Annotated in this window: 21 protein-coding genes; 10 read left to right on the top strand and 11 right to left on the bottom strand. The window is 71.4% G+C overall.

Annotated elements, in window-relative coordinates:
• Positions 1–60: 60 nt before the first annotated feature.
• The 4 genes from ACLL9L_RS01890 to ACLL9L_RS01905 all read right to left on the bottom strand — a co-directional run bounded on the left by ACLL9L_RS01890 (position 61) and on the right by ACLL9L_RS01905 (position 3,990).
• Complete coding sequence (locus ACLL9L_RS01890) at positions 61–840, bottom strand: anti-sigma factor domain-containing protein (RefSeq protein WP_411282947.1); 780 nt, start codon at positions 838–840, stop codon at positions 61–63.
• Positions 837–1,439: an ECF RNA polymerase sigma factor SigK gene (gene sigK, locus ACLL9L_RS01895; protein WP_411282948.1), complete on the bottom strand. Its 603-nt coding sequence runs from the start codon at positions 1,437–1,439 to the stop codon at positions 837–839. Before sigK ends, ACLL9L_RS01890 begins: the two co-directional genes overlap by 4 nt.
• A 52-nt stretch (positions 1,440–1,491) precedes the next feature.
• Entirely contained in the window at positions 1,492–2,172 is a 681-nt protein-coding gene (locus ACLL9L_RS01900) for a fasciclin domain-containing protein (RefSeq protein ID WP_411282949.1), read from the bottom strand.
• A gap of 246 nt (positions 2,173–2,418) precedes the next feature.
• The gene (locus ACLL9L_RS01905) at positions 2,419–3,990 is read right to left on the bottom strand and encodes a molybdopterin-dependent oxidoreductase (RefSeq protein ID WP_411282950.1); all 1,572 of its coding nucleotides are present in this window, start codon (positions 3,988–3,990) and stop codon (positions 2,419–2,421) included.
• Positions 3,991–4,233: 243 nt separating this feature from the next.
• Here ACLL9L_RS01905 and ACLL9L_RS01910 point away from each other — a divergent pair, with 243 nt between their 5' ends.
• Positions 4,234–4,899 carry an FMN-binding negative transcriptional regulator gene (locus tag ACLL9L_RS01910; protein ID WP_411282951.1) on the top strand — a complete coding sequence of 222 codons (666 nt, stop codon included), beginning with the start codon at positions 4,234–4,236 and terminating at the stop codon, positions 4,897–4,899.
• 15 nt (positions 4,900–4,914) lie between these two features.
• Here the strand turns inward: ACLL9L_RS01910 and ACLL9L_RS01915 are convergent, their stop codons facing one another.
• Positions 4,915–5,268, bottom strand: coding sequence for a tetratricopeptide repeat protein (locus tag ACLL9L_RS01915; RefSeq protein ID WP_411282952.1), 354 nt, complete (start codon positions 5,266–5,268; stop codon positions 4,915–4,917).
• A gap of 78 nt (positions 5,269–5,346) precedes the next feature.
• The gene (locus ACLL9L_RS01920; RefSeq protein ID WP_411282953.1) at positions 5,347–5,700 is read right to left on the bottom strand and encodes a hemerythrin domain-containing protein; all 354 of its coding nucleotides are present in this window, start codon (positions 5,698–5,700) and stop codon (positions 5,347–5,349) included.
• 369 nt (positions 5,701–6,069) lie between these two features.
• Between ACLL9L_RS01920 and ACLL9L_RS01925 the strand changes: the two genes are divergently transcribed.
• Positions 6,070–6,591, top strand: coding sequence for a hemerythrin domain-containing protein (locus ACLL9L_RS01925; protein WP_411282954.1), 522 nt, complete (start codon positions 6,070–6,072; stop codon positions 6,589–6,591).
• 10 nt (positions 6,592–6,601) lie between these two features.
• Here ACLL9L_RS01925 and ACLL9L_RS01930 read toward each other — a convergent pair whose 3' ends face one another.
• The gene (locus tag ACLL9L_RS01930; protein ID WP_411282955.1) at positions 6,602–6,925 is read right to left on the bottom strand and encodes a hypothetical protein; all 324 of its coding nucleotides are present in this window, start codon (positions 6,923–6,925) and stop codon (positions 6,602–6,604) included.
• A gap of 10 nt (positions 6,926–6,935) precedes the next feature.
• Entirely contained in the window at positions 6,936–7,580 is a 645-nt protein-coding gene (locus tag ACLL9L_RS01935) for an NAD(P)H-binding protein (RefSeq protein WP_411282956.1), read from the bottom strand.
• Between the two features lie 87 nt (positions 7,581–7,667).
• Here ACLL9L_RS01935 and ACLL9L_RS01940 point away from each other — a divergent pair, with 87 nt between their 5' ends.
• The 5 genes from ACLL9L_RS01940 (at position 7,668) to ACLL9L_RS01960 (ending at position 14,129) form a co-directional block, all read left to right on the top strand.
• Positions 7,668–8,141: a VOC family protein gene (locus ACLL9L_RS01940; protein ID WP_411282957.1), complete on the top strand. Its 474-nt coding sequence runs from the start codon at positions 7,668–7,670 to the stop codon at positions 8,139–8,141.
• A 149-nt stretch (positions 8,142–8,290) separates the two neighbouring features.
• On the top strand, positions 8,291–10,114 hold the full coding sequence (locus ACLL9L_RS01945; RefSeq protein ID WP_411282958.1) for an ABC transporter ATP-binding protein: 1,824 nt from the start codon (positions 8,291–8,293) through the stop codon (positions 10,112–10,114).
• Between the two features lie 108 nt (positions 10,115–10,222).
• Entirely contained in the window at positions 10,223–10,996 is a 774-nt protein-coding gene (locus ACLL9L_RS01950; protein WP_411282959.1) for a GNAT family N-acetyltransferase, read from the top strand.
• On the top strand, positions 10,993–11,901 hold the full coding sequence (locus ACLL9L_RS01955; RefSeq protein WP_411282960.1) for a pentapeptide repeat-containing protein: 909 nt from the start codon (positions 10,993–10,995) through the stop codon (positions 11,899–11,901). The genes ACLL9L_RS01950 and ACLL9L_RS01955 overlap by 4 nt, the downstream gene beginning before the upstream one ends.
• A gap of 44 nt (positions 11,902–11,945) precedes the next feature.
• Entirely contained in the window at positions 11,946–14,129 is a 2,184-nt protein-coding gene (locus ACLL9L_RS01960; protein ID WP_411282961.1) for a hypothetical protein, read from the top strand.
• On the opposite strand, the gene ACLL9L_RS01965 is transcribed toward ACLL9L_RS01960, so the two are convergent.
• On the bottom strand, positions 14,126–14,464 hold the full coding sequence (locus ACLL9L_RS01965) for a Rieske (2Fe-2S) protein (RefSeq protein ID WP_411282962.1): 339 nt from the start codon (positions 14,462–14,464) through the stop codon (positions 14,126–14,128). The genes ACLL9L_RS01960 and ACLL9L_RS01965 overlap by 4 nt on opposite strands.
• Before the next feature lie 170 nt (positions 14,465–14,634).
• Here ACLL9L_RS01965 and ACLL9L_RS01970 point away from each other — a divergent pair, with 170 nt between their 5' ends.
• The 3 genes from ACLL9L_RS01970 to ACLL9L_RS01980 all read left to right on the top strand — a co-directional run bounded on the left by ACLL9L_RS01970 (position 14,635) and on the right by ACLL9L_RS01980 (position 17,717).
• Entirely contained in the window at positions 14,635–15,570 is a 936-nt protein-coding gene (locus ACLL9L_RS01970; protein WP_411282963.1) for an SCO6745 family protein, read from the top strand.
• Positions 15,571–15,691: 121 nt separating this feature from the next.
• A complete protein-coding gene (locus tag ACLL9L_RS01975) occupies positions 15,692–16,756 on the top strand; it encodes an alkene reductase (protein WP_411282964.1) in 1,065 nt (354 codons plus the stop codon).
• Between the two features lie 148 nt (positions 16,757–16,904).
• Complete coding sequence (locus tag ACLL9L_RS01980) at positions 16,905–17,717, top strand: hypothetical protein (protein WP_411282965.1); 813 nt, start codon at positions 16,905–16,907, stop codon at positions 17,715–17,717.
• A gap of 29 nt (positions 17,718–17,746) precedes the next feature.
• Here the strand turns inward: ACLL9L_RS01980 and ACLL9L_RS01985 are convergent, their stop codons facing one another.
• Complete coding sequence (locus ACLL9L_RS01985; protein WP_411282966.1) at positions 17,747–19,537, bottom strand: DUF429 domain-containing protein; 1,791 nt, start codon at positions 19,535–19,537, stop codon at positions 17,747–17,749.
• Between the two features lie 472 nt (positions 19,538–20,009).
• Positions 20,010–20,894 (bottom strand): homocysteine S-methyltransferase, encoded by an 885-nt coding sequence (gene mmuM, locus ACLL9L_RS01990; RefSeq protein WP_411282967.1) that lies wholly within the window; start codon positions 20,892–20,894, stop codon positions 20,010–20,012.
• Positions 20,895–21,092: the final 198 nt, after the last annotated feature.

Below are 21,092 nucleotides of genomic sequence, written 5' to 3' on the forward strand. Positions count from 1 at the left end.
TGTCGGGTCGGGGTGGGTGACGATGGTGATTCGTCGCGCCCCCCTGACCGGATTGCCCGATCAGACGAGAGCGAAGGAGGCGACCGGGGTCGTCGTCGGCGTGCTCGACCCGCCCTCGGGCTCGATGGTGATCCCGGCCCAGGTGGCCGTCGAGGCGTCGCCGTCGAGCAGGACGGTCTGGTCACTCTTGTGCGGCATCAGGCCGGCCGGGACCACGGTCCCCTGCGCGTCCTTGAGCCACAGCTCGTAGACCCTGCCGCCCGGCGCCCGCGGCATGTCGCGGGTGACGACGACGGCTCGGCCGACCTCTGCGGACCGCACGAGGGTCGCCGAGGCACCGCCGGGGAAGGCCTGGTCGATGCTCTGCTTGTCGGTCGCCCCGAGCACCCGGTCGGCCACGGTCAGCTGTCCCTGACTCTGGCGGTCCCACGGGTGCGTCACGGCTGCTGCGCCACCGCCGAAGAGGGCGAGCGCGGCCGCAGCGGCCACCCAGCGGGTGGACCAACGGCTCTGCGCCCGGGCCTCGGCCCGGGTGGTCTGGGTCTGGGGAGCGTGACGCGGCGGGGCCGGGGCCTGCGCCCGGGCCTTCTGCACCGAGATGTCGACCCGCGGTGGGAGCGGACGGACGGCGGTGATGTCGCGCAGGACCTGCTCGCGAAGTCGAGCCGGCGGCAGGGACTCGGCGAGGTGGGAGAGCTCGAAGGCCGCGTTGCGCAGGCTGCCGACCTCGTCCCGGCACTCGGGGCAGACCGCGAGGTGCTGCTCGAAGCGGGCCCGCTCGAGGTCGTCGACCGCGTCGATCGCGTAGGCGCCGGAAAGGGTGTGGATGTCGTCATTCATGACTGGAGTCCCAACGTGTCGCGCAACCTGATCAAACCGTCACGGATCCTGGTCTTCGCCGTGCCGAGGGGGAGGTCGAGCATGGTCGCCACCTCCGAGTGGGTGTAGCCGCCGAAATACGCCAGTTCGAGCGCACCACGTTGAGCGGGAGTCAGTGTCTTGAGCGCCTTCCGCACGCGCTCTGCCTCGATCGAGGAGTGCGCTGCGTCGGCGGTGCTGTCGTAGTCCACGTCCTGGTTCGATTCGTGATAGCTGTGGTCGCGACGTCCGGCCGCTTCGGCCGACCGGACCCGGTCGACCGCCTTACGATGCGCGATCGTCATCATCCAGCCGAGGGCGCTGCCCCGGCCCTCGTCGAACCGGGTGGCCGTCTTCCAGATCTCCAGGAAGGCCTCCTGGGAGACCTCCTCGGACTGGGCCGGGTCACGCACCACCCGCAGGACCAGACCGAACAACCGTGCGGAGACGGCGTCATACAGTTCGGCAAAGGCCCGCTCGTCGCCCACGGACGCTTGGCGAAGCAGGGCGGCGAGTCGTTGCGATGGTGCAGTTCCCTCCGGTGACACATCACCGGAGGGAACTGCGTGTAGATCAGCCATGCTGAGCATTCTGCTCTCTCATCGCGTTACTGACCGCATCGGCGTGAGCCGGTCACGGCATCAGGACCGAGTCGATGATGTAGACCGTGGCGTTCGCGGTCTGGACGTTGCCACAGATGACCTTGGCCTTGTCCTTGCCGACGGTGAAGGCCTCGCCCGAGCCGGCGACCGTGACGGTGTTGCCCGCAAGGGTCTTGTGGTCGCCCGCGAGCTTCTCCGGGGAGAGCCGGCCGGCGATGACGTGACCCGTGAGGATCTTGGTCAGGGTTGCCTTGTCCGCGAGGACGCCCTTGAGGGTGTCGGCCGGGATCTTGGCGAACGCGTCGTTGGACGGCGCGAAGACCGTGATGTCCTTCGTCGAGTTCAGCGTGTCGGCCAGACCTGCGGCACCAACGGCGGTGACGAGGGTGGACAGGACGGGGTTGTTGCTCGCGGCAGTGGCGACCGGGTCGGTGGCCATCCCCTTGAACGAGCCCTTGCCGTCAGCCGGGACGGCCGCGCAGCCAGCGCCGAACGTCTTGGCCGTCGCGCCACCGGCCGCGGAGCTGGTGGCCGTGTCCGAGGGGGACGTCGTCGACGGGGCCGAGGACGAGGACGACGGGGCCGAGGAGGACGAGCTGGGAGCGGCGGCGGGTGCGGCCGGGGCGGTGGTGGTGCTGGATCCACAGGCGGCCAGGACGATCGGCAGAGCGGCGACGAGCGCAACCACGGAAGAGGTGCGACGAACGTTCATGGGGAAAAGCTCCTTGGAATCGGTGTGGTGGTGAACTGTCATGGGTGATTCGCCGCAGCGGCGAGTCCGGATTGGACTGGAAGCAGTCAATTTCGGATTGTTTCTCCCCCGGGACCCGGCAGCCCCTGCTGCTGCTCCTGCTCCTGCCCCTGCTCCTACCGCTGGCTCGCGGGCACGGCCGGGCACCATGGGTGCCCGGCCGTGCAGCCTGCTGTGGGAGTCCGCAGCGGTCGGCGGAGGGGGACGTCAGGAGACGATGATGACGATCTCCTGGATGCCGCTGGACCCGGCGGGGAACGGCGTGGCCCGCTCCTCGAGCTGGACGGCACCCGTGAGGTCCACGGCCCGCACGGCGACCATGTGCTGGCCGGAGGTGGCGTCCCAGGGCAGGTACCACTGACGCCAGTAGTCGACCCCGGCGTCCGGGCCGAGCATCGCCGGCTGCCAGGCGGCCCCGTCGATCCGGACCTCGACCTTGCCGACCCCGCGGTGCTGCGCCCACGCGACGCCCCCGATGGCAGTGCGTCCCGGGGCGATCGTCGTGAGCGGAGCCGGGGTGTCGATCCGGGCGGAGGTCTTGATCGGCGCGTCCGTGGCCCACTTGCGCTGGGTCCAGTAGGACTGCTGCGCGGCATACGTCGTGAGCGTGAGCTTGGTGAGCCACTTGGTGGCGCCCACGAAGCCGTAGAGACCCGGGGTGATCAGCCGCGCCGGGAACCCGTGGGTGTCCGTGAGTGGCGCACCGTTCATGCCGATGGCGACCATGGCGTCGCGTCCGTCCCGGACGGCGGCCAGCGGGGTGCTGATGGTGAACCCGTCGACGGCCGTGCTGAGCAGCTGGTCGGCGCTGGAGCCCACACCGGCCCGGTCGAGGATGTCGGTCAGGCGCACCCCGAGCCAGGTCGCGGAGCCGATGTAGCCGCCGCCGACCTCGTTGGAGACACAGGTCATGGTGATGTCGCGCTCGATGAGCGGCATCTTCGAGAGCTCGTCGAAGCTGAGCGAGAAGGGCGCCCTGACGTCACCGTCGATCTCGAGCTTCCAGGAGTCCTTGGAGACCTTGGGCACCGTGAGGTTGGTGTCGACGCGGTAGAAGTCGGCGGTCGGGGTCCGGAAGGCGGAGATGCCCTTGACCTGCGTCTCCAGCCCGGTCGGGAGGGGTCGGGCGGTCTCCGCCGCGCTCGGCAGCACCACCGAGGACGGGTCGCTCGAGGCCGAGGCGAGCCGCTGACCGGCGCTGGCGACCACGACCGCGCCGGCGGTGACGCCGGCGGCGCCGACGAGGAACTGCCGCCGCGAGCCGTCCCGGGTCGGGTGGGAGTCCTCGGTGAGCATGGCCTTGTCGGGGTCAGCGGCGGACTGGGCGCTGTGACCGACGATGAGCCGCCGCAGCCACAGGAGCACGGCCACCCCGACGATGCCGGTCGCGAGCGCCGGGAGCAGGTCGAGCGGCGTCGCCGTCGGGCGCGTGATGGCGGCCACCCCGGCGACGGCGACGAGGACGACGATGATCCCCAGTCCGACCTGGGGCCGGCGGCGGGACAGCAGACCGGCCGTCGCGGCCAGCAGCACCGTGACGAGACCGACCGTGGCCAGCAGGATCGCCTTGTCGTTGGTGCCGAACGTCGAGATCGCCGCCTCCTTGAGGGGCGTGGGGGTGAGGTCGATGACGCTCGAGCCGACGGAGAGGACAGGTGAGGTGGCGGGATTGACGAAGGCTGCCACGAGGTGCCCGACGGCCATCCCTGCCACGGCAGCGAGCACTCCGGTCAGGGCGAAGGCCAGGCGGCGCGGTGCTGTTCGTGTTGGGGTGGTCATGCTGAGGAGTTCGATACCGGGGCGCGGGTGGATTGCTTCGAGGGCCTTCCCAAACCTCCCATTTGTCCCGCTTCCCCCCCAGGTAGGCCCACGTCGGCCCGGGACGCTCTGACGCAAGCCCATCCCGCCGCCCCGATCCCCGGGTTGACGCTGAGTCAAGGGGGTTGACGCGGCCTGTACCCCGCGTCAACCCCCTTGACTCAGCGTCAACATGAGTTCTCGGCACGGACCTAGGCTGGAGGGGTGTACGTCCCGACCTACAACGCCATGCCCGACCTCGCCGAGACGCAGGCCTTCGTCCTCGCCCAACGGGTAGGGCAGCTCGTCACCGTCGGCCGCGACGGCGCACCCGACGCGACGCTGCTCCCTGTGCTCTGGGAGGGCGATCGGGTCATCGCCCACCTCGCCCGCAACAACCCGCACTGGGAGCGCATCACCGCCGGCACCCAGGGGCTCGTCGTCGTCAGCGGCCCGGACGCCTACATCTCCCCGAGCTGGTATGCCTCGAAGCGCGAGCACGGCCGGGTCGTCCCCACGTGGAACTACTCCGCAGTCCATCTCTCCGGACCGGTGCGCGTCGTCGACGACCCCGCGTGGGTGCTCGAGGCCGTCACCCGGCTCACCGAGCGACACGAGGGTGGGCGCCGCGACCCGTGGCAGGTGACGGACGCACCCACGAGGTTCGTCGCGAGTCGCCTGCGGGCCATCGTCGGTGTCGAGCTCACCGTGACCTCCGTCGAGGGCAAGGCCAAGCTGAGCCAGAACCGGTCCGACGCGGACCGCCGCGGCGCGATCGAGGGCCTGCGCACGGAGGCGAACCATGCGGGCGAGCCCACCGTCCGGGAGCGTGCCGACCGGGAGGTGGCCGACCGGATGGGCGATGCCCTCGAGGCCGATGACCGCCGCTGATCAGCCGGGAGACCTTCAGGAGCGTCGGGCGCTCGACGTGTCGGCACCCAGCGCCTCGGCGATGGCGACGTGCGGTCGGGCCTCGTCGTGGCGGCTCTGGCGCTGGAGCGTCCGGGCGAGCAGGAGCCGGACGTAGGGATCCGACGGCTCGTCGGCAACGAGAGCGTCGAGCATCCGCTCCGCCCGTTTCAGCTGCGCGGAGTGGTAGTAGGCCCGGGCGAGGAGCAGGCGCAGCTCACTGGTGCCGTGCAGGACCTCCTCACCGGACAGGTCGGCCAGCAGGTCCTCCAGGGTGCGGGCAGCCTCGAGGTGATCGCCTCGCTCGAACGCCGAGCGAGCCATCTCGTAGCGCAGTGCGAGCGTGGACATGACTCGACCAACGCTGACGACGAGGTCTGCTATTCCAGCTTGCCGATCTCGGGGGTCTCGTTACGGGAATCCCCTCTGTCACGGGAATCCCCTCTGTGACGGGAATCCCCGCAGTGCCAGGATGGAGAGCTCGCGCTCCTCGTAGGACAGATGGGAGAGCAGCGCGTGCGCGAGTCGCTCGACGACGTCCCGCAGCGGGTCGACGACTCGGCCTTGCGACACGAGGGCCACCAGCGCCCCGTCGACGTGTTCGAGCAGCTCGGCGATCACCTCGTGCTCGACCTCGAGGCGGTCGATCACGGGGGCGGCCCCCGGCACCTCGCGCAGGTGGTCAAAGACGCCGCGGTCCTCGAGGCCGCGGTGAACGGTGACGACTCGGCAGTACTGCGCGCAATAGGCGCCCAGGGTCCAGTTGTTCTGGCGCACCGTCATCCGGTTGGTCGCCGACCGTGCCGATCCGCCGTCGAGGGCCCATCGGCCACCTGCCGCACGATGTCGCGCAGCTGATCGAGCTCCGCTCGCAGGGCGTCATGCACGTTGACGCGGTGTTGGGGAGCGGCCCGCTGCCGGGGGGTGTAGGTGACGCTTCCGGGACCGGGAAGGTCGGCCCGTGGCCTCGTCCCACGCCATCGGCTGTTCCGTCATGGACTCCCCTTCGTCGGCTCCCCCTTCGTCGGCTCCCCCTTCGTCAGATCAACGGCGAGGCTACGCGAGCGGCGTCGCGGACGAGCCGGGCGGCGCACGGTGGCCGGAGACCGCACGGCATACTGACAGCCCTGCTGTCGCGCCCGAGGAGCCACCATGGACATCACCGACGTCATCCTTCGCCAGCACGCCGAGCAGCGGCGGATGTTCGCGATGCTCGAGCAGTTCCCCCGCGACGACACCGAGGGGCTCGGTGCCTTGTGGACGCGGCTCGAGATCTTCCTGGAGACGCACGCCGAGGCCGAGGAGCGCTACTTCTACCCCGAGCTGTTGCGCTTGGGCACCGGGGGTGGTGACGCCGACTCCGTCGAGGAGGAGGTCGAGGACGCGGTCAAGGACCACAACGAGATCCGTGAGGCCATCCGCAAGGTGGGCGCGTCCGAGACCGGCAGTGACGCGTGGTGGGAGGCCGTGGTCGAGGCCAACGTCGCCAACAGCGACCACATGGCCGAGGAGGAGCGCCAGGACCTGACCGACTTCCGGCAGCACGCGAGCCTCGAGCTGCGGCACGAGATCGCCGTGGCGTTGGTGCGCTATGAGGCGCTGAAGGCCGCGACGGGGATCACCCCGGTCGACAAGGACCCCAAGCGCTGGATCCGCGAGCACTCCCCGAAGTAGACCCGCTGTCTCAGGAGGCCGCCGGTCGCCAGACCCGCAGCCAGCGGCCCCTGACTCGTCGGGTGAGCCGCAGCGCCCCCTGGGTCGCCACGCCGTCCACCGCGAGCGCCATCGCCCGGGCGGCGGCCCACGCCAGCGCGTCCTCGGTGTCGGCGCTCGCCGGTTCGACGAGAAAGCGGATCGTGATCACCGGCTTCCCCCGCACGATCTCGAGCCCGTGGGCCTCGACGAGTCGCAGCGTGTCGACGCCGGCCAAGGCCGCCTCCATGACCTCCTGCGGGGCGTGTCCGGCCCGGACGTCGCGGATCTCCAGGGCGCAGCGGTAGGACGGCACGGCGCGTCCCTCAGGCGAGCGCGTCCGCGATGGCCGTGTCGCCGTTGTTGAAGGCGATGGTGCGCCCCGCCGTCCGCGGGTGTTCGATGACGTATGCCGCGACGGCCGCCACGTCGTCGCGGGTCACCTCGCTGCTCTGCACACCGCTGCCGGTCTCGATCCGTCCCGTGCCCGGTCCGTCGACGAGGCTGCTCGGGGCCAGGATCGTCCAGGAGAGATCTGTCGACCTGAGGTGGGTGTCGGCCGCGGCCTTGGCCTGCGCGTAGGCATGGAACGGGTTGTCCTGTGCCACACCGTGATCCGCGCCGGCGCCGAAGTAGGACACCATGACATAGCGGCTCACGCCGACCGTCTCGGCGGCGTCCATCGAGCGCGTCGCGGCGTCTCGGTCCACGGCATACGTCCGCTCGGGGGTGCCGCCTCCGGCGCCCGCCGACCAGACCACCGCGTCGTGTCCACCCAGGAACTCGGCGAGCTCGTCCACGGACATCTGCTCGACGTCGTGCACCTCGGCCTTCGCGCCGGTAGCGTCGACGTCGGAGCGGTGCGTGGGGTTGCGCACCCACCCCGTGACCTCGTGCCCGGCCTGGGTGAGGAGCCGGCTCAACCGGAGCGCGATCTTGCCATGGCCACCGATGACGACGACTCTGCTCATGATGATCACTGTATTCCGACACCCCATATGCCGACGCCCGCATGCCGATGAAGTGCACTCCGACCCCGTCACGAGAGGACCGTTGCCATGACCCGCATGACCACCTGCCTGTGGTTCGACACCGAGGCCGAGGAGGCCGCGCAGCTCTACACGTCGATCTTCGGCGGCACGATCACCGACACCCAGCGCTACGGTGAGAACGCGCCTGCGACGTCGGGGAGCGTGATGATGGTGTCCTTCGAGGTGGCGGGGATGCCGTTCGTGGCGCTGAACGGGGGCCCGATGCACGCGGGGTTCACCGAGGCGATCTCGGTCCAAGTGCACTGCGAGACCCAGGGCGAGGTCGACGACTACTGGGCCAGGCTGACCGAGGGAGGCGAGGAGGGCCAGTGCGGGTGGCTCAAGGACCGCTACGGCCTGTCGTGGCAGATCATCCCCGACCAGCTCGGGACCTACCTCGGTGACCCCGACCCGGGGCGGGCCGGGCGGGCGATGCAGGCGATGCTCGGCATGCGGAAGATCGACGTGGCCGAACTGGAGAGGGCATCCGCAGGCTCCTGACCCTGCGTGAGCGGCGGACGCTCGACGTGCCGGACCCCGTGCCCTGGATGCGTGGTCGGCTGCTCGAGCAGGACTCAGGTCTTCGTGCCGTAGATCTCGACCCAGGGACGAAAGGTTTCGTCCGGACGGTCCGATCGTAGGCTGATGTGATGGACCCCGAACCCGACGCCGCTGGGCCCTCGCCGCCAGTGTCGGCCTGGCGCGTCCTGCTGTCGTACACGCGGCCTCACTCGGGGGCGTTGATCACCGGCGGCGCGCTGAGCCTGGCTACGGCGGCCAGCGGTCTCGCCCTGCCGCTGGTGGTGCGGGAGCTGATCGGCACCCTCGGCACGGACCGCCCGATGACCGGTCTCGTGGCGCTGATGTCCGCATTGCTGGTCGCCAACGCGGCCATCGGCGCCATGGGTGGCTACGTCCTGCGCCGCACGGCCGAGTCGGTGGTGCTGGAGGCCCGCCGGAGCCTGGTGTCCCGGCTGCTGCGGCTGCGGCTCTCCGCCCTGGAACGGCACGAGCCCGGCGATCTGATGTCCCGGGTCACCGCGGACACCACCCTGCTGCGGGAGGTGACCACCGACTCGATGGTCGGCGGGATCACCGGCCTCCTCACCCTCGCCGCCACCGTGGTCATGATGGCTCTGATGGACCTCGTCATGCTGTCGGTGACCCTGGCTGCCCTCGGCGTGGCGGTCGCGGTGATCGGGCTCGTGGTCCCGCGGATCAACCAGGCGTCCCGGCGTGCGCAGGAGTCCGTGGGCGTGATGGGCGCGGCGCTGGAGCGGATGTTCGGCGCCTTCCGCACGGTGAAAGCCTCCGGCGCGGAGGAACGCGAGGGCGAACGGGTGCACGCAGCCGCCACGGCGGCCTGGGTGGCCAGCGTACGGGCCGCCAAGTGGGAGGCGATCGCTGGGAACACCGCTGGTCTTGCCGTCCAGGTTGCGTTCATCGCCGTGTTGAGCGTGGGCGGTGCGCGAGTCGCGGCCGGCAGCATCAGCGTCGGCACCCTGGTCGCGTTTCTGCTGTACGTGTTCTTCCTGATCCCGCCGGTCAACCAACTGGCCGGTGCCGTCAGTCAGTATCAGGTCGGCGCCGCCGCCGTCGCCCGAATCCAGGAGGCAGAGGCCCTTCCCGTCGAGCCGGCAGGTCAACCAGCCGACCTGACGCGGCCCGGCAGCCCTGCGGCGGCGGTCACCTTCGAGCAGGTGCTGTTCCGATACGACGCCGACCTACCGGTCGTGCATGACGGGGTCAGTTTCACCATCCCGGCCGGGGGGATGACCGCCTTCGTCGGCCCGTCCGGCGCCGGCAAGACCACGGTCTTCTCGCTCATCGAACGCTTCTACGACGCTGACGCCGGACGGGTGCTTGTCGATGAGACCGACGTCCGGGACTGGCCGATCGCCGGACTGCGGGCCGCGATCGGCTACGTCGAGCAGGACGTGCCCGTCCTGTCCGGCACCCTGCGTGAGAATCTGCTGTTCGGCGCGCCGGGCGCCACCGAGGAGGACCTGCAGCAGGTCTTGGTGACGACGCGGCTCGCCCCCATGGTCGCGGGCCTGCCCGACGGCCTCGACACCATGGTCGGGCATCGTGGCATGAAGCTGTCCGGCGGTGAGCGTCAGCGCGTCGCCATCGGCCGTGCCCTGCTGCGGCGGCCGCGCCTGCTGCTCCTGGACGAGGCGACCTCCCAACTCGATGCCGTGAACGAGTCGGCCCTGCGTGACACCATCGCCGACGCCGCCCGCACGACCACGGTCCTGGTCGTCGCCCACCGGTTGTCCACCGTCACCATGGCCGACCGGATCGTCGTGATGGACGCGGGCAAGGTCCGCGCCATCGGAACCCACTGCGAGCTCATCGCCGGGGACCCGCTCTACGGAGAGCTCGCCGCCACCCAGTTCCTCGCCACCGCACGATTGGCCTCCCCAACGGCGCTGGAGAGGGAGGCACTGGCTGATGGACATCGAGATCGATGACCTGTCCCGTGACGCGGTCCGCGATCTGATCGCCGAACACCTGTTCCTCCAGTCGGTACCCCACAGGGCAGGGTTGCTGTCGTGGCCGGCTTCTGGTCGGCTGAGGCCATGGACCCCGACGTCGTGCTCGCCGCCTTCGACGAGCAGATCCGCCGCCGCCCGGGCTCGGGGGACGACGGAGTGGAGGAACGTGACGCCCATGTGGTGCGGACGCTCTCGAGCGGCTGGGGTGGGGTGACCTGGTCCGACCTCGACGACGCCGTCGCCGACGCCGTGATCGCCGCCCAGGTGGCGCGGTTCGCCCAGGAGGGGCGCCCTTGGGAGTGGAAGTACTACTCCTACGACACACCCGCTGACCTGCCGGCCCGGCTCGCTGCCGCGGGTCTGGCTGCCGAGCAACCCGAGATGCTGCTCGTTGCCGAGATCAGCGAACTCGACCTCGACGTGGCGCCCCCCGACGGGGTGCAGGTGGTCGTGGTGCGGGACGCGCACGGGGTCGCGGATCTCGTCTGCGTCCACGACGAGGTCTTCGGCGGCGACCACGCCCACGTGGGCCGGTCGGTCCTCGCCGGCCTGGCCCGCGAGCCCGCGACGAGCGCCGCGGTGGTGGCCGTCGCAGAGGGGCAGCCCGTCTCCGCCGGTCGCGTCGAGTTCCACCACGACACCGACTTCGCGAGCATCTGGGGCGGCGGGACCCTGCCGCAGTGGCGCGGGCGTGGGGTCTTCCGGGCGCTCGTCGCCCACCGGGCCGCGCTGGCCGCGGAGCTGGGTTTCCGTTACCTCCAGGTCGACGCCTCACCAAGCAGCCGACCGATCCTCCGGCGTCTCGGTTTCGTCGAGCTGGCCACCACCATCCCCTTCACGCACCCCGGCCGGCCGTGACGACCGGCGACGGACCCGGTCTCGTCTCGGACTGCGGCAGCTGCTTCGGGCTGTGCTGCGTGGCGCTGCCGTTCGCGCGGTCCGTCGACTTCCCGACCGACAAGGCCGCCGGCGACCCGTGCCGCAACCTGCTCGCGGACTCCCGCTGCGGCATCCACGACCGGCTGCGCGGATCCGGCTACCGGGGGTGCACCGTGTTCGAGTGCTTCGGGGCCGGACAGCAGGTCTCCCAGGTCACCTTCGGCGGCCGGGACTGGCGCGACCACCCGGACACCGCACGCCAGATGTATGCCGTGTTTCCCGTCATGCGCCAGCTCCACGAGATGCTCGTCCACCTCACGGAGGCCGGCGCCCTCACGGCTTTGACGGACAGGGCGTCGACGAACAGGGCAACATTCCGCTCGCTCGGCGTCGAGGTGGCCTCCCTGGCGGCCGAGGTCACCGGACTCGTGGAGACCGAGGCGGACCGTCTCGGGCACCTCGACGTCGTCGGGCTCCGCGCACGGGTGGGGGCGCTCCTCGACCGGGCCAGCCGGCTCGTCCGGTCCGGCGCAGAGCTGGGCCGCGATCTGGGCCGCCGGCGGATCGGGCGCGGGGCGGACCTCGTGGGAGCCGACCTGCGCGGCCTCGACCTGCGCGGCGCCGACCTGCGCGGCGCCTACCTCATTGCCGCCGACCTGCGCGGCGCCGACCTGCGACGGGTCGACCTGCTCGGCGCCGACCTGCGGGACGCCGACCTGCGGTGGACGGGCCTGTCCCAGGCTCTGTTCGTCACCCAGCCCCAGCTCAACGCCGCGAAGGGTGACGCCCGCACGAGCATCGCCGGCACCCTCTCGAGGCCGGGGTGGTGGCCGCGCACCTCGGACGGCCCGATGCTGACGATGGACCGCGACTGGGCGCCCTGACGGTTATCTGCTGGCTGCGCCTGCTCGGATGCTATACACAGCCTGTGAGGACGAGCGTCTACGACAGCGCGGGAGGGCTGGTCGCCGTCCTCGACGGTGGGACCCTCTACGCGGGTGCGGGCGGCAACGCCCCCCGACAGCCCCTGGGCCACGTCACCCGCCTGGGCCTCGTCCACGACCTCTTCCTGCGCCACCTCGGCCACGTCGCGCCCGACGGTGTCGTCACGCGCGGCGTCCGGGCCCCCCAGGTCAGGGTCGGCACCGTCGCCGGCGACCGGCTCGTCGACGCGAGCGGCAGCACCCTCCTGCGCGCCGACGGCCCGGACGAACGGCTCGCCCTCGCCGCCGCCGGCCTCCTGCTCGACGCCGGAGCGCCGCCGCCGGATCCCGAGCCGCCCCGGGCCGGGCACGGATACCCCCCGGACGACCCACGCGTCGCCCACCGGCGCGAGCACACGAGGCGGCGGAGACGACTCCTGGGCGGCTCACGGATCATCGTCGGGGACATCGTCCGCACCACACTCGACAGCGCCGGCGGACAGGTCGCGACGGTGGTCGCGATCTCGCCGGACCCGGCATACGGGTCGGGCAGCCCGGGCGCCCCGGCCTATCTCGTCGAGTACGGAGACGACCGCACCCGTGACTGGTTCGGGCGCGACCAGCTGAGGCGGGCAGGCACAGCCGAACCCTCGAGCGCGACGAGCCCGAAACCGCCCGAAATGATGGCGACGACGCCAGTGACACCTCCTCCTGCTCCGACCGAGCCGACCGAGCACGCTGCAGCCGCAGACCAACATGTACCCCTGCCGGACAGGGAGCCGGTGCCGACGCGCAGGATCATCGGGCTCGCGCGCACGACCCCAGCCACCGCGGCCGCCGCCGTGCGCGCCACCGGCTCCTCGGTCGTCCTCGTGAGCGGCTCCGCCGAGGCTGCCGTCGACCAGGCAGCGACCCTCCCACACCGTCTTGCGAGACTTGCCGCACCCCGTGGCGTCATCCTCGCCGGCGATCTCGAGGACGTGCGGACGTGGCTCCCGGCCTGCACCGCGGCCGAGGTCGTCGTCATCTGCGCGCCGACGGACGCGTTGGCGCTGCTCGACGTCGCAGCGCGCGACACGACGCCGCTCGTCCCCGCCCGCACCACCTCGGTCACTGCGGAGACGGTGAGAGCGATGGCCGCCGACGGCGGGATGGCCGTCATGACGCTCGACGTCGACGGCAACCCCCGGGCCGCGCGCGACCCGCTGGTGTTGGCGCAGACGCTTCTCGTGGAGCGCCTCCTGCGGCCCGACACCCGGGACGGTCCAACGGTGCTGGTCTGCAGTGGTTCGCCCGCACTGGTCCACCCGGTGACGGCGGTGGTCCGCGGCTTCGACGCCGTCGTCGTCGTCGGCACCCCGGGACAGCTCACGACCTTCGCCGCACTGCAGTCCGCTGCCCGGTCACCAGTGCCGGGGACGGGTGCGGCAGACGTCACCCTGGCTCTCCTCACCGACGTCCAGGTCGCGGCGCTCGGCAGCTGGCTGGCCAGCCCGCGCGTCCGCGCTGCGCATGGCGACGACCCTGGTCGCCAGCAGGTCGCCCTGGCCGCGGGGCAGTGGGAGCACTTCGCGGGCTGGCCCTCGTCGCTGGGCCGGTCCGCGACTGCGCACCCCGTCTCGCGGGCGCAGCTCGTCGAGCTCGCCGTCGGGTGTGAGGCTGCCGGGCGGTGGCTGCCGCTCATGGTCGCGTCCTGCGCGTGGGCGGCGGGCCGACGAGGCCGTGGTGGCCCGCAGTTCGCCCAGGTGCTCAGCGACAGCATGACGCTGGGGGGCACCGCCGACGAGGCCGCAGACGCTATGCGCCGCCACGGCGCGGTCGCCGGGCTCACGGTGCTTGCGACCGGGATGACGCCGTGGAGCACCGAGCTCGCGACCACCTTCCTCCACTTCGCCGCGTCCGCCCTCCCCCTCGCGCCCGGTCCCCCGGCGCTCATCCTCGACGAGCAGGTCAGCCGCTCGCTCCGCTCGGTCCACCCCGCGCGGTATGCCGCTCGGCCCGCCCCGCGCGCAGCCGGACCGGCCGCGTGGCCGGGGTCGGACGCGCGAGCGGACCCCACGGCATACGACACATATCTGCAGTGGTGCGCGGCGGCGAGCACCGAACTGCACTCCCGGCTGCTGTCGTGGCCCGATCGGCCGGACCTGCTCGAGCTGGCCCTCGCCGACGGGGCCGTCCCGGCCGACTAGTCGATCTCGAGGTCTGCGCCGCGCCGCTCGATCGTGCCTCGCTTCAGGGGAATCAGCCGGGTGAGCGCCTTGAAGCCCGCGCCGAGGCCGGGGATCTTGGCGAAGACACCTTGCGGGCCACGGACCATCTGACCGGTGCCCACGTCGTACTTCGCCCCGTGCCAGGGGCACACGAGGCAGCCGTCGGCGTCGATGCTGCCGCCTGCGAGGTCGGCGCGCAGGTGGCGGCAGGTGCGACCGACAGCGAAGTAGTCACCGTTGTTGCCGACGGCGTAGCTGTCGACTCCGATGACGGTGCCTTCGGGGACGCTCGCGGCGGGGACGGAATGACTCATGAGGAGCTCCTTGAGGCAGGGGGATGCAACGGCGGCGGGGACCGAACCTTCCGGCTGATTCCCCGTCTGCCCAGTCTCCCCCGCATCGCCGCGGTGCGGAAGGTGCTGGCCTGCGGACTGTCTGCCCGTGACTGCCGGGACCGGGTCCGACGCCGGTCTAGAGTCGCGACATGACCGATCACCGGCACAGCGAGCGCGAGCGGGGCCTGGCCCGACTCGCCTACCAGACCTTCGAGCCCTACCACCTGGTCGCCTACTTCGGCCCGCACGTCGACGACGCCCGCACAGACCTCGGCGTGGGCTGGCTGGGGGCCTACACCGGCATGCGGGCGGCGCCGCTCGGTCCGGTACCCGCCGCGGTCGTCTCCGCGAGCTTCTTCGGGTTCAATCCCGCGGCGGTCGACCGAGCGTGGGGCCGGGTCCTCGAGCGCCACACGACCGACGACCTCAACGCCGCGCGCACCCGGGTCGTCGACACCGGCCTCCGGTCGGCCCTGGGCGACCTCATCTCCTCCCCCGACCTCGCCCGGCAGGCCGAGCGCATGCGGGCCCTCATCTCCGGGGTGGACCATGCCGGGCGGGTGCTGGCCGCGGCATACGCGGCCCTGCCCTGGCCGACCGTGCCACACCTGTCGCTGTGGCACGGCACGGCCCTGTGGCGCGAGTGGCGCGGCGACGGTCACAACGCCGCTCTCGTGGCGCACGGCGTCGCCCCGCTCGAGGCGCTCGTCCTCTACGACGCCGGGCTGCGCGACCAACCACCGCGGGCGTCTGCGGGCCGGGATCGCTCGATGCTTCAGCCGACCCGCCGCTGGAGCGACGAGGAGTGGCTCGGGACGGCCACGAAGCTCGCCGATGACGGCCTCGTCGCCGTGTCGGGGGACGTGATCACGCTCACCGAGGAGGGTGCCGCCCTGCGCCAACGGGTCGAGGACGCCACCGACGACGCAGCGGCGCAGGTCTGGGTTGGGATCGACGATGCGGACGAGGTCCTCGCGGCGTTCCGTCCCTTTGCCGGGGCCGTCATCCACGCCGGGATCCTGCCGGGCACCCAGGACACGCGAGGCACGCAGGGCAGAGAGGGCACGCAGGTGACGCAGGGCTGACGCGTGGTGAGATGACCCACACCCGGGCGTCCCGAGCGATTTCGTGGAATGCCGGGGGCGGTCAGTCACTTGTCAGGGTTATTGAACCTTCCACCACCTCGAGGAGTGATCCTGCGTGTCCTTGGCTTTTGACAGCATCCGAATCGGTCGTTGGGACCTCCCCCAGCGCTTCATCATGGCTCCACTGACCCGCAACCGGGCCGGCGAGGGCCAGGCACCTGGAGAGCTGAACGCGACCTACTACGGCCAGCGCGCGTCGGCCGGCCTGATCATCACCGAGGGCAGCCAGCCCAGCGCCGTGGGCCAGGGCTACCTCGACACCCCGGGTGTCCACACCCCGGAGCAGGTGCGCGGCTGGTCGCTCGTTGCCGATGCCGTGCACGCCGGTGGCGGCCACATCGTCGTCCAGCTCATGCACGCCGGCCGGATCGCCCACCCGGACAACAAGAACGGGCTCGAGTCCGTCGCCCCGAGTGCTCTCTCCGCTCCGGGTGAGATGGTGACCGCCGACGGCCAGAAGCCCATGGTGACCCCGCGTGCGCTCGAGACGGACGAGATCCCGGGCATCGTGGCCGAGTTCGTCGACGCCTCACGCAAGGCCATCGAAGCGGGACTCGACGGCGTCGAGATCCACGCCGCCAACGGCTACCTCCTCCACCAGTTCCTCGCGCCGTCGAGCAACGAGCGCACGGACGCATACGGCGGCTCGCCCGAGGCTCGCGCCCGGCTCGTCATCGAGGTGGCGAAGGCCGTGGCCGAGACGATCGGCGCGGACCGCGTCGGCATCCGGATCTCCCCCTCGCACAACATCCAGGGCGTTCTCGAGGAGGATGCGGTCGACACCGCGGCGACCTACGAGAGCCTCATTGAGGGCATCGCCCCGCTCGGACTGGCCTACCTCAGCGTCCTCGCCGACCCCGCCACCGACCTGGTCCGCGACCTGCGCAAGCGCTTTGGCGGCCCCGTAATGCTGAACAGCGGGTTCGCGCAGGTCACCTCGCTCGAGGACGTCGAGAACATCCTCGAGCAGGACCTCGCGGACGTCGTCGCCGTGGGCCGCCCGTTTCTCGCGAACCCCGACCTGGTCCGCCGCTGGCGCGACGACACGGCGCTGAACGAGCCGGACCAGGCAACGTTCTATGGCGGGGGCGCCGCGGGCTACACCGACTACCCCACGCTCGACTGATCCGTCCCGGCGCACGTCGTCGGGGCGCCGTTCACGCGCCGCTCCACCCGACCGGGTGGGGCGGCGCCTGCGTGTCCGGGTCATCCGAACGTCTACATTTCAGGGCGATCTCACCAAGGCGAGCCCCACCGGGAGATAGCCTCCGCCCGTGACCACCACCCGCCTCGCGCCTTCGCTGCTCGCCGCCGCCCTCCTCGTCGGGGCCTGCTCCGGCGCGGGCGCCGCGGCCCCGCAGACGACCGGCCCCACATCCGACTCCCCCACCACCTCCGCGACCGGCAGTGCCACCTCAGCCTCGGGGACGAGCACCACCACCTCGGGCACGTCGCCCGCCACGGCCTCGGGGACGTCGACCACCACGGCGCCGGCGGCGCCCCGCACGACGGCCCTGCTGCAGAAGGCGCTCATCGAACTGACGGACCTGCCGCCCGGGTTCGCGAAGGAGCCGGCCCAAACCGGCGCGAACGTCAAACCGTTCTCCTCCAAGGACCCGGCCTGCACCGCATTCGTCGCGATGGCCAACGCGGCGAACACCCCCGGGTCGACCGCGAGCGCCCACGTGTCGTTCTCGGCCGGACAGGGAGGGCCGTTTGTCGACGAGTCGATCGACGCCCTCGGCAGTGTTCGTGAGGTGGCCGCCCTCCAGGCGAAGGTGACGGCTGCGGTGGCGAGCTGCAGCTCCGTCAAGATGACGCTGGCGGGCCAGGGCAGCTCGACGATGTCGGTGCGCGCCGTCAGCCCCCCGGCGTCCGGCGTCGACCCGGTCGCCATCCGCATCACCGCGTCCGGCGGCCCGCTCGACGGCATCGAGATGACCATCGTCCAGGTCGGAATCAGCGACACGGTGCTCGCCCTGACGCTGGACGGGGCGGGGGGGCAGGACCTGCAAGGCGCGACGAGTCTCGCGGTGGACAAGGCGACCACGGTGCTCGGCGGCACCCCCTCGGGCTCGGGCGCCTAGCTTCCCCCAGGCCTGCCAGCCCACCGGGTTCAGGTCTGCTCGCCGGCAGCGCGCAGCTTTTCCATCCGGGTCCTCAACAGCACCTCGCGATGAGCGTTGCCGTGCAGACCGAGATAACGCTGACCGAACACTGCGAGCAGGGCGTCGTCCAGCCGCCGGACGGCGCCGGCGGGATAGCGATAGCCCATCCGTCCGTCGATCGCCGAGCTGTCGATGGCGCCGAGCAGTGCGGCGAGCTCGTCCAACGAGGTGATGCCCAGCTCGAGCAGCAGCCCGGAGATCCACGCATAGTGGTCAGTGCGCGACCAGCCTGCGTCGGCAAACTGCCCCGCAAGGAACGTCGCCAGATCCATCGGGGTGATCCGCGGATCGCTCTCGTCGGGCTGCGGCCGCTGGTCCGTCATCGTGGCCTGCAGCCGGTCGCGGATCGCGGAGAACTCGCGGTCAGCGAGCTCGAGCAGGCCTGCCGCCAGGGTGAACCGGCGGTCGAGATCGGGCGCGTCCTGCTCGGGGACGGAGCCCTTGTATCGGATGTCGTGCTCGAACTCGGCCCAAGCGTGCTGCAGGACCGTGCGGATCTGCACCTGTGCGCTTCGCTCACGCAGCACCGCGTATGCCGTGGGGTCACTCCGGGTGGGGTCGTGTGCCACCAGCAGGTGGCGGCTCGCGTAGCCGAACCGGCCCTCGCTCGCGGTCTCCTGGCCCATGTCGCGGTCGTCGAGGACGCTCAGCTGGTCGGAGAGCAGGTCTGCCACCGCGACGACGTCGCTCTGGAGGTAGGTGATGACCCGGATGCCGATCTGGTCGGTGATCTGGACGAGTGGGTCGGCGTAGACCGGGGCACCGCCCACGGCCCGGGCAGCCTTGCCGGCGAACGACGACACGCTCTTGGCCCGGCCGGTCACGTTGAGATAGTTGATGCCGGCATCGTCGAGCAGGGTGGTGATCAGGGTGACGAACTGCGCTGTCACGTCGCGCAACTCGGGCTGCAGTACGGCATACTGCTGGACGGCGACGCGGACCGGATCGGCCTCGCTCTCCTCTCCCGCTGCCTCGGCGGCGGCCAGCTGGCGCGGGGAGGGGCGGTGCCCGTCCGGAAGGGTCGGCGTGACGATGTAGCCGGTGGCCAGGTCGCCGTAGGTCGTCGTGCGGTCGGCGCGGGCCGACGCGAACATCGCGACGTAGGCGCAGACCACCGCGTCGACCTCGTCCTCGGCGGGGCGCAGCTGGCTCTTGCGTGCTGCGGAGGTGATCCGTGCGACGAGCCGCGTCCAGTCCGGGTGCGTCGACAGGTGCAGGGCCGGACGGGCGGTCTCGAGGCCCTGAAGGAGGTCGACGAGCAGCAGCAGCTCAGAGCGCAGCTGCTCGAGGGGACGGCCCTGCTTGTTCTTGTACTTCAGCGTCCGCCCGAGACGGAAGAGGGCGATGGTCGCCGGGTGCGGGTAGACCTCGATGGCCCTTCGCTCGGCCCGGGACGCGGGGTCGATGTCGAGGCCGAGCGTCGTGGCCAGACGGGCGCCTCGCGGCATGCTGCTGAACTCCTTCTTGCCCGTGTTGGCGGGGTGGGCGCCGGCGTCGAAGCGCGCGAAGTCGCGGTTCAGGGCGGCCTCTCCGGGCCGGTTTCCGGTGGCGTTGACGACCACGAGCGGCGCGTCGATGGCGACGAGGACGCCCGGGCCGGCATACGGGGACAGCGCCTCGACGATCTGCGCGTCCGATGTCTGCGCGGAGAGGTGGAGCAGCGCGCCCCCTGCGTCGAGGACGGCGAGTCCGGTGGGGTTCTTCTCTCCCCAGGCGAGGTCCATGCCGACGAAGTACATGGGACCACCTTGCCTCATCCGCCCGACCGCCCCGGCACCCGGCGTGGCCGAAAGCCGATCTACCTCGTCCCCTCGAACGTCTGCGGCGCAAGGTCGAGGGAAGCTCCTCGGAGGTTCTTACCTCGACCTTCGAGGACTGGCCGAAAGGGGCGAGAGAGGCCCTGCTGCACCGCATCGGGGATCTCATCGACACGAGATACGGCGGGACGATCACCAAGCGATACCTCCTCGAACTGCGCGTGGCGACCAGGACGGACTCCCGGTAGCCAACGGCCCGGGCGGCCGCGGCTCACCCCCACCTCACGCACGATGCCCTGCCCACCCCGGTAGGCACCGCATAGTGCGTGGGACACCCCGTCAGCCCCTGACACCAGGCGGCCCCACGACTCCTCGGCCCGGTGTCGTTTCAGGTCTGGTCGACTCGGCGACGACGACGGGCTCCTGGCGGGCATGACCTGAGGGGCCGCCGAGGTCAGGGTGAGGACCACGCGGCGAGGCCCGGCAGCCGGGCGAGCGCGGCGATGTCCGTCGGTCCGACCTGACAGCACCCGCCGATGTATGCCGCACCCGCCGCCTGCCACGCCGGCGCGAGCCGCACATGGTAGGAGGTCTCGCCGGCCCAGGTGTGCGTGCCACTGTCCCAGTCCTGGCCCGAGTTGGGGTAGGCGACTCCGGGCTTGCTGCTCTGGGTCCGCGCGACCTCGAGGGCTGCGAGCACGTCGTCGGGGGCGCAGCAATTGACGCCGGTCGCGACGATGGAGGTGCTCGCGGCAGCCACGGCGAAGGCGTCAGAAAGCGGCTGCCCAGCACGGGTCCTCAGCCCGACCACGGAGTAGGACAACCAGGCGGGGATCCCGATCTGGTCGAGGAGCGCCACGAGGACCTCGGCCTCGAACGCGTCGGGGATCGTCTCGACGGCAAAGAGGTCCGGTCCGGCGGATGCGAGCACCTCCAGACGCGGGCGGTGGAAGTCGCGCAGGGTGGCCGCCTCGACTCCGTAGCGGCCGCGGTACTCCGAGCCGTTGGCGAGCATCGCGCCATAGGGGCCGACCGATGCCGCGACGAGCCGGCGCCGCCCATCCCCGGCCAGCTCGTCGCGAACCTCCAGGGCGATGCTCACGCTGCGACGGATAAGGGTCTCCGCCTCGTCGCGCTCGATCCCCATGGTGGCGAAGCCGGGGACGCTGGCCTGGTAGCTGGCCGTCGTGGCGACCTCCGCGCCGACCCCGTAGTAGGTGCGGTGCACTGCGGCGATCTCCGCCGGGGCGTCGCGCAGCAGCCGTGCCGTCCAGAGGTGATCGGCCAGGTTGTGCCCGCGGGCCACGAGGGCGTTGGACAGGCCACCGTCGAGGATCATCTGTTCAGTCAACCAGCGGCAGCCACCGCAGTGTCTGTTCGATTGAGCTCGACTGCCTGCACGAGCACTTCAGTGGCCCAGCGGGTGGGGCTGGTGCCCGGCCGACAACAGGAACCGGTCCCGCCATGACACGTGGTCGGGCAGCGGCATCGGGGCACGGAAGAAGCCCCGCGAGCGCCACGTTTCCGCGTCGGGTGC

The sequence above is a fragment of the Lapillicoccus sp. genome (assembly GCF_046595215.1).
GTDB lineage: Bacteria > Actinomycetota > Actinomycetes > Actinomycetales > Dermatophilaceae > Lapillicoccus.

Coding starts and splice junctions, on each gene's coding strand:
- ACLL9L_RS01890 (WP_411282947.1), bottom strand. CDS start 840: ATGAATGACGACATCCACACCCTTTCCGGCGCCTACGCGATCGACGCG.
- sigK (WP_411282948.1), bottom strand. CDS start 1,439: ATGGCTGATCTACACGCAGTTCCCTCCGGTGATGTGTCACCGGAGGGA.
- ACLL9L_RS01900 (WP_411282949.1), bottom strand. CDS start 2,172: ATGAACGTTCGTCGCACCTCTTCCGTGGTTGCGCTCGTCGCCGCTCTG.
- ACLL9L_RS01905 (WP_411282950.1), bottom strand. CDS start 3,990: ATGACCACCCCAACACGAACAGCACCGCGCCGCCTGGCCTTCGCCCTG.
- ACLL9L_RS01915 (WP_411282952.1), bottom strand. CDS start 5,268: ATGTCCACGCTCGCACTGCGCTACGAGATGGCTCGCTCGGCGTTCGAG.
- ACLL9L_RS01920 (WP_411282953.1), bottom strand. CDS start 5,700: ATGACGGTGCGCCAGAACAACTGGACCCTGGGCGCCTATTGCGCGCAG.
- ACLL9L_RS01925 (WP_411282954.1), top strand. CDS start 6,070: ATGGACATCACCGACGTCATCCTTCGCCAGCACGCCGAGCAGCGGCGG.
- ACLL9L_RS01935 (WP_411282956.1), bottom strand. CDS start 7,580: ATGAGCAGAGTCGTCGTCATCGGTGGCCATGGCAAGATCGCGCTCCGG.
- ACLL9L_RS01940 (WP_411282957.1), top strand. CDS start 7,668: ATGACCCGCATGACCACCTGCCTGTGGTTCGACACCGAGGCCGAGGAG.
- ACLL9L_RS01945 (WP_411282958.1), top strand. CDS start 8,291: ATGGACCCCGAACCCGACGCCGCTGGGCCCTCGCCGCCAGTGTCGGCC.
- ACLL9L_RS01950 (WP_411282959.1), top strand. CDS start 10,223: ATGGACCCCGACGTCGTGCTCGCCGCCTTCGACGAGCAGATCCGCCGC.
- ACLL9L_RS01965 (WP_411282962.1), bottom strand. CDS start 14,464: ATGAGTCATTCCGTCCCCGCCGCGAGCGTCCCCGAAGGCACCGTCATC.
- ACLL9L_RS01970 (WP_411282963.1), top strand. CDS start 14,635: ATGACCGATCACCGGCACAGCGAGCGCGAGCGGGGCCTGGCCCGACTC.
- ACLL9L_RS01985 (WP_411282966.1), bottom strand. CDS start 19,537: ATGTACTTCGTCGGCATGGACCTCGCCTGGGGAGAGAAGAACCCCACC.
- mmuM (WP_411282967.1), bottom strand. CDS start 20,894: ATGATCCTCGACGGTGGCCTGTCCAACGCCCTCGTGGCCCGCGGGCAC.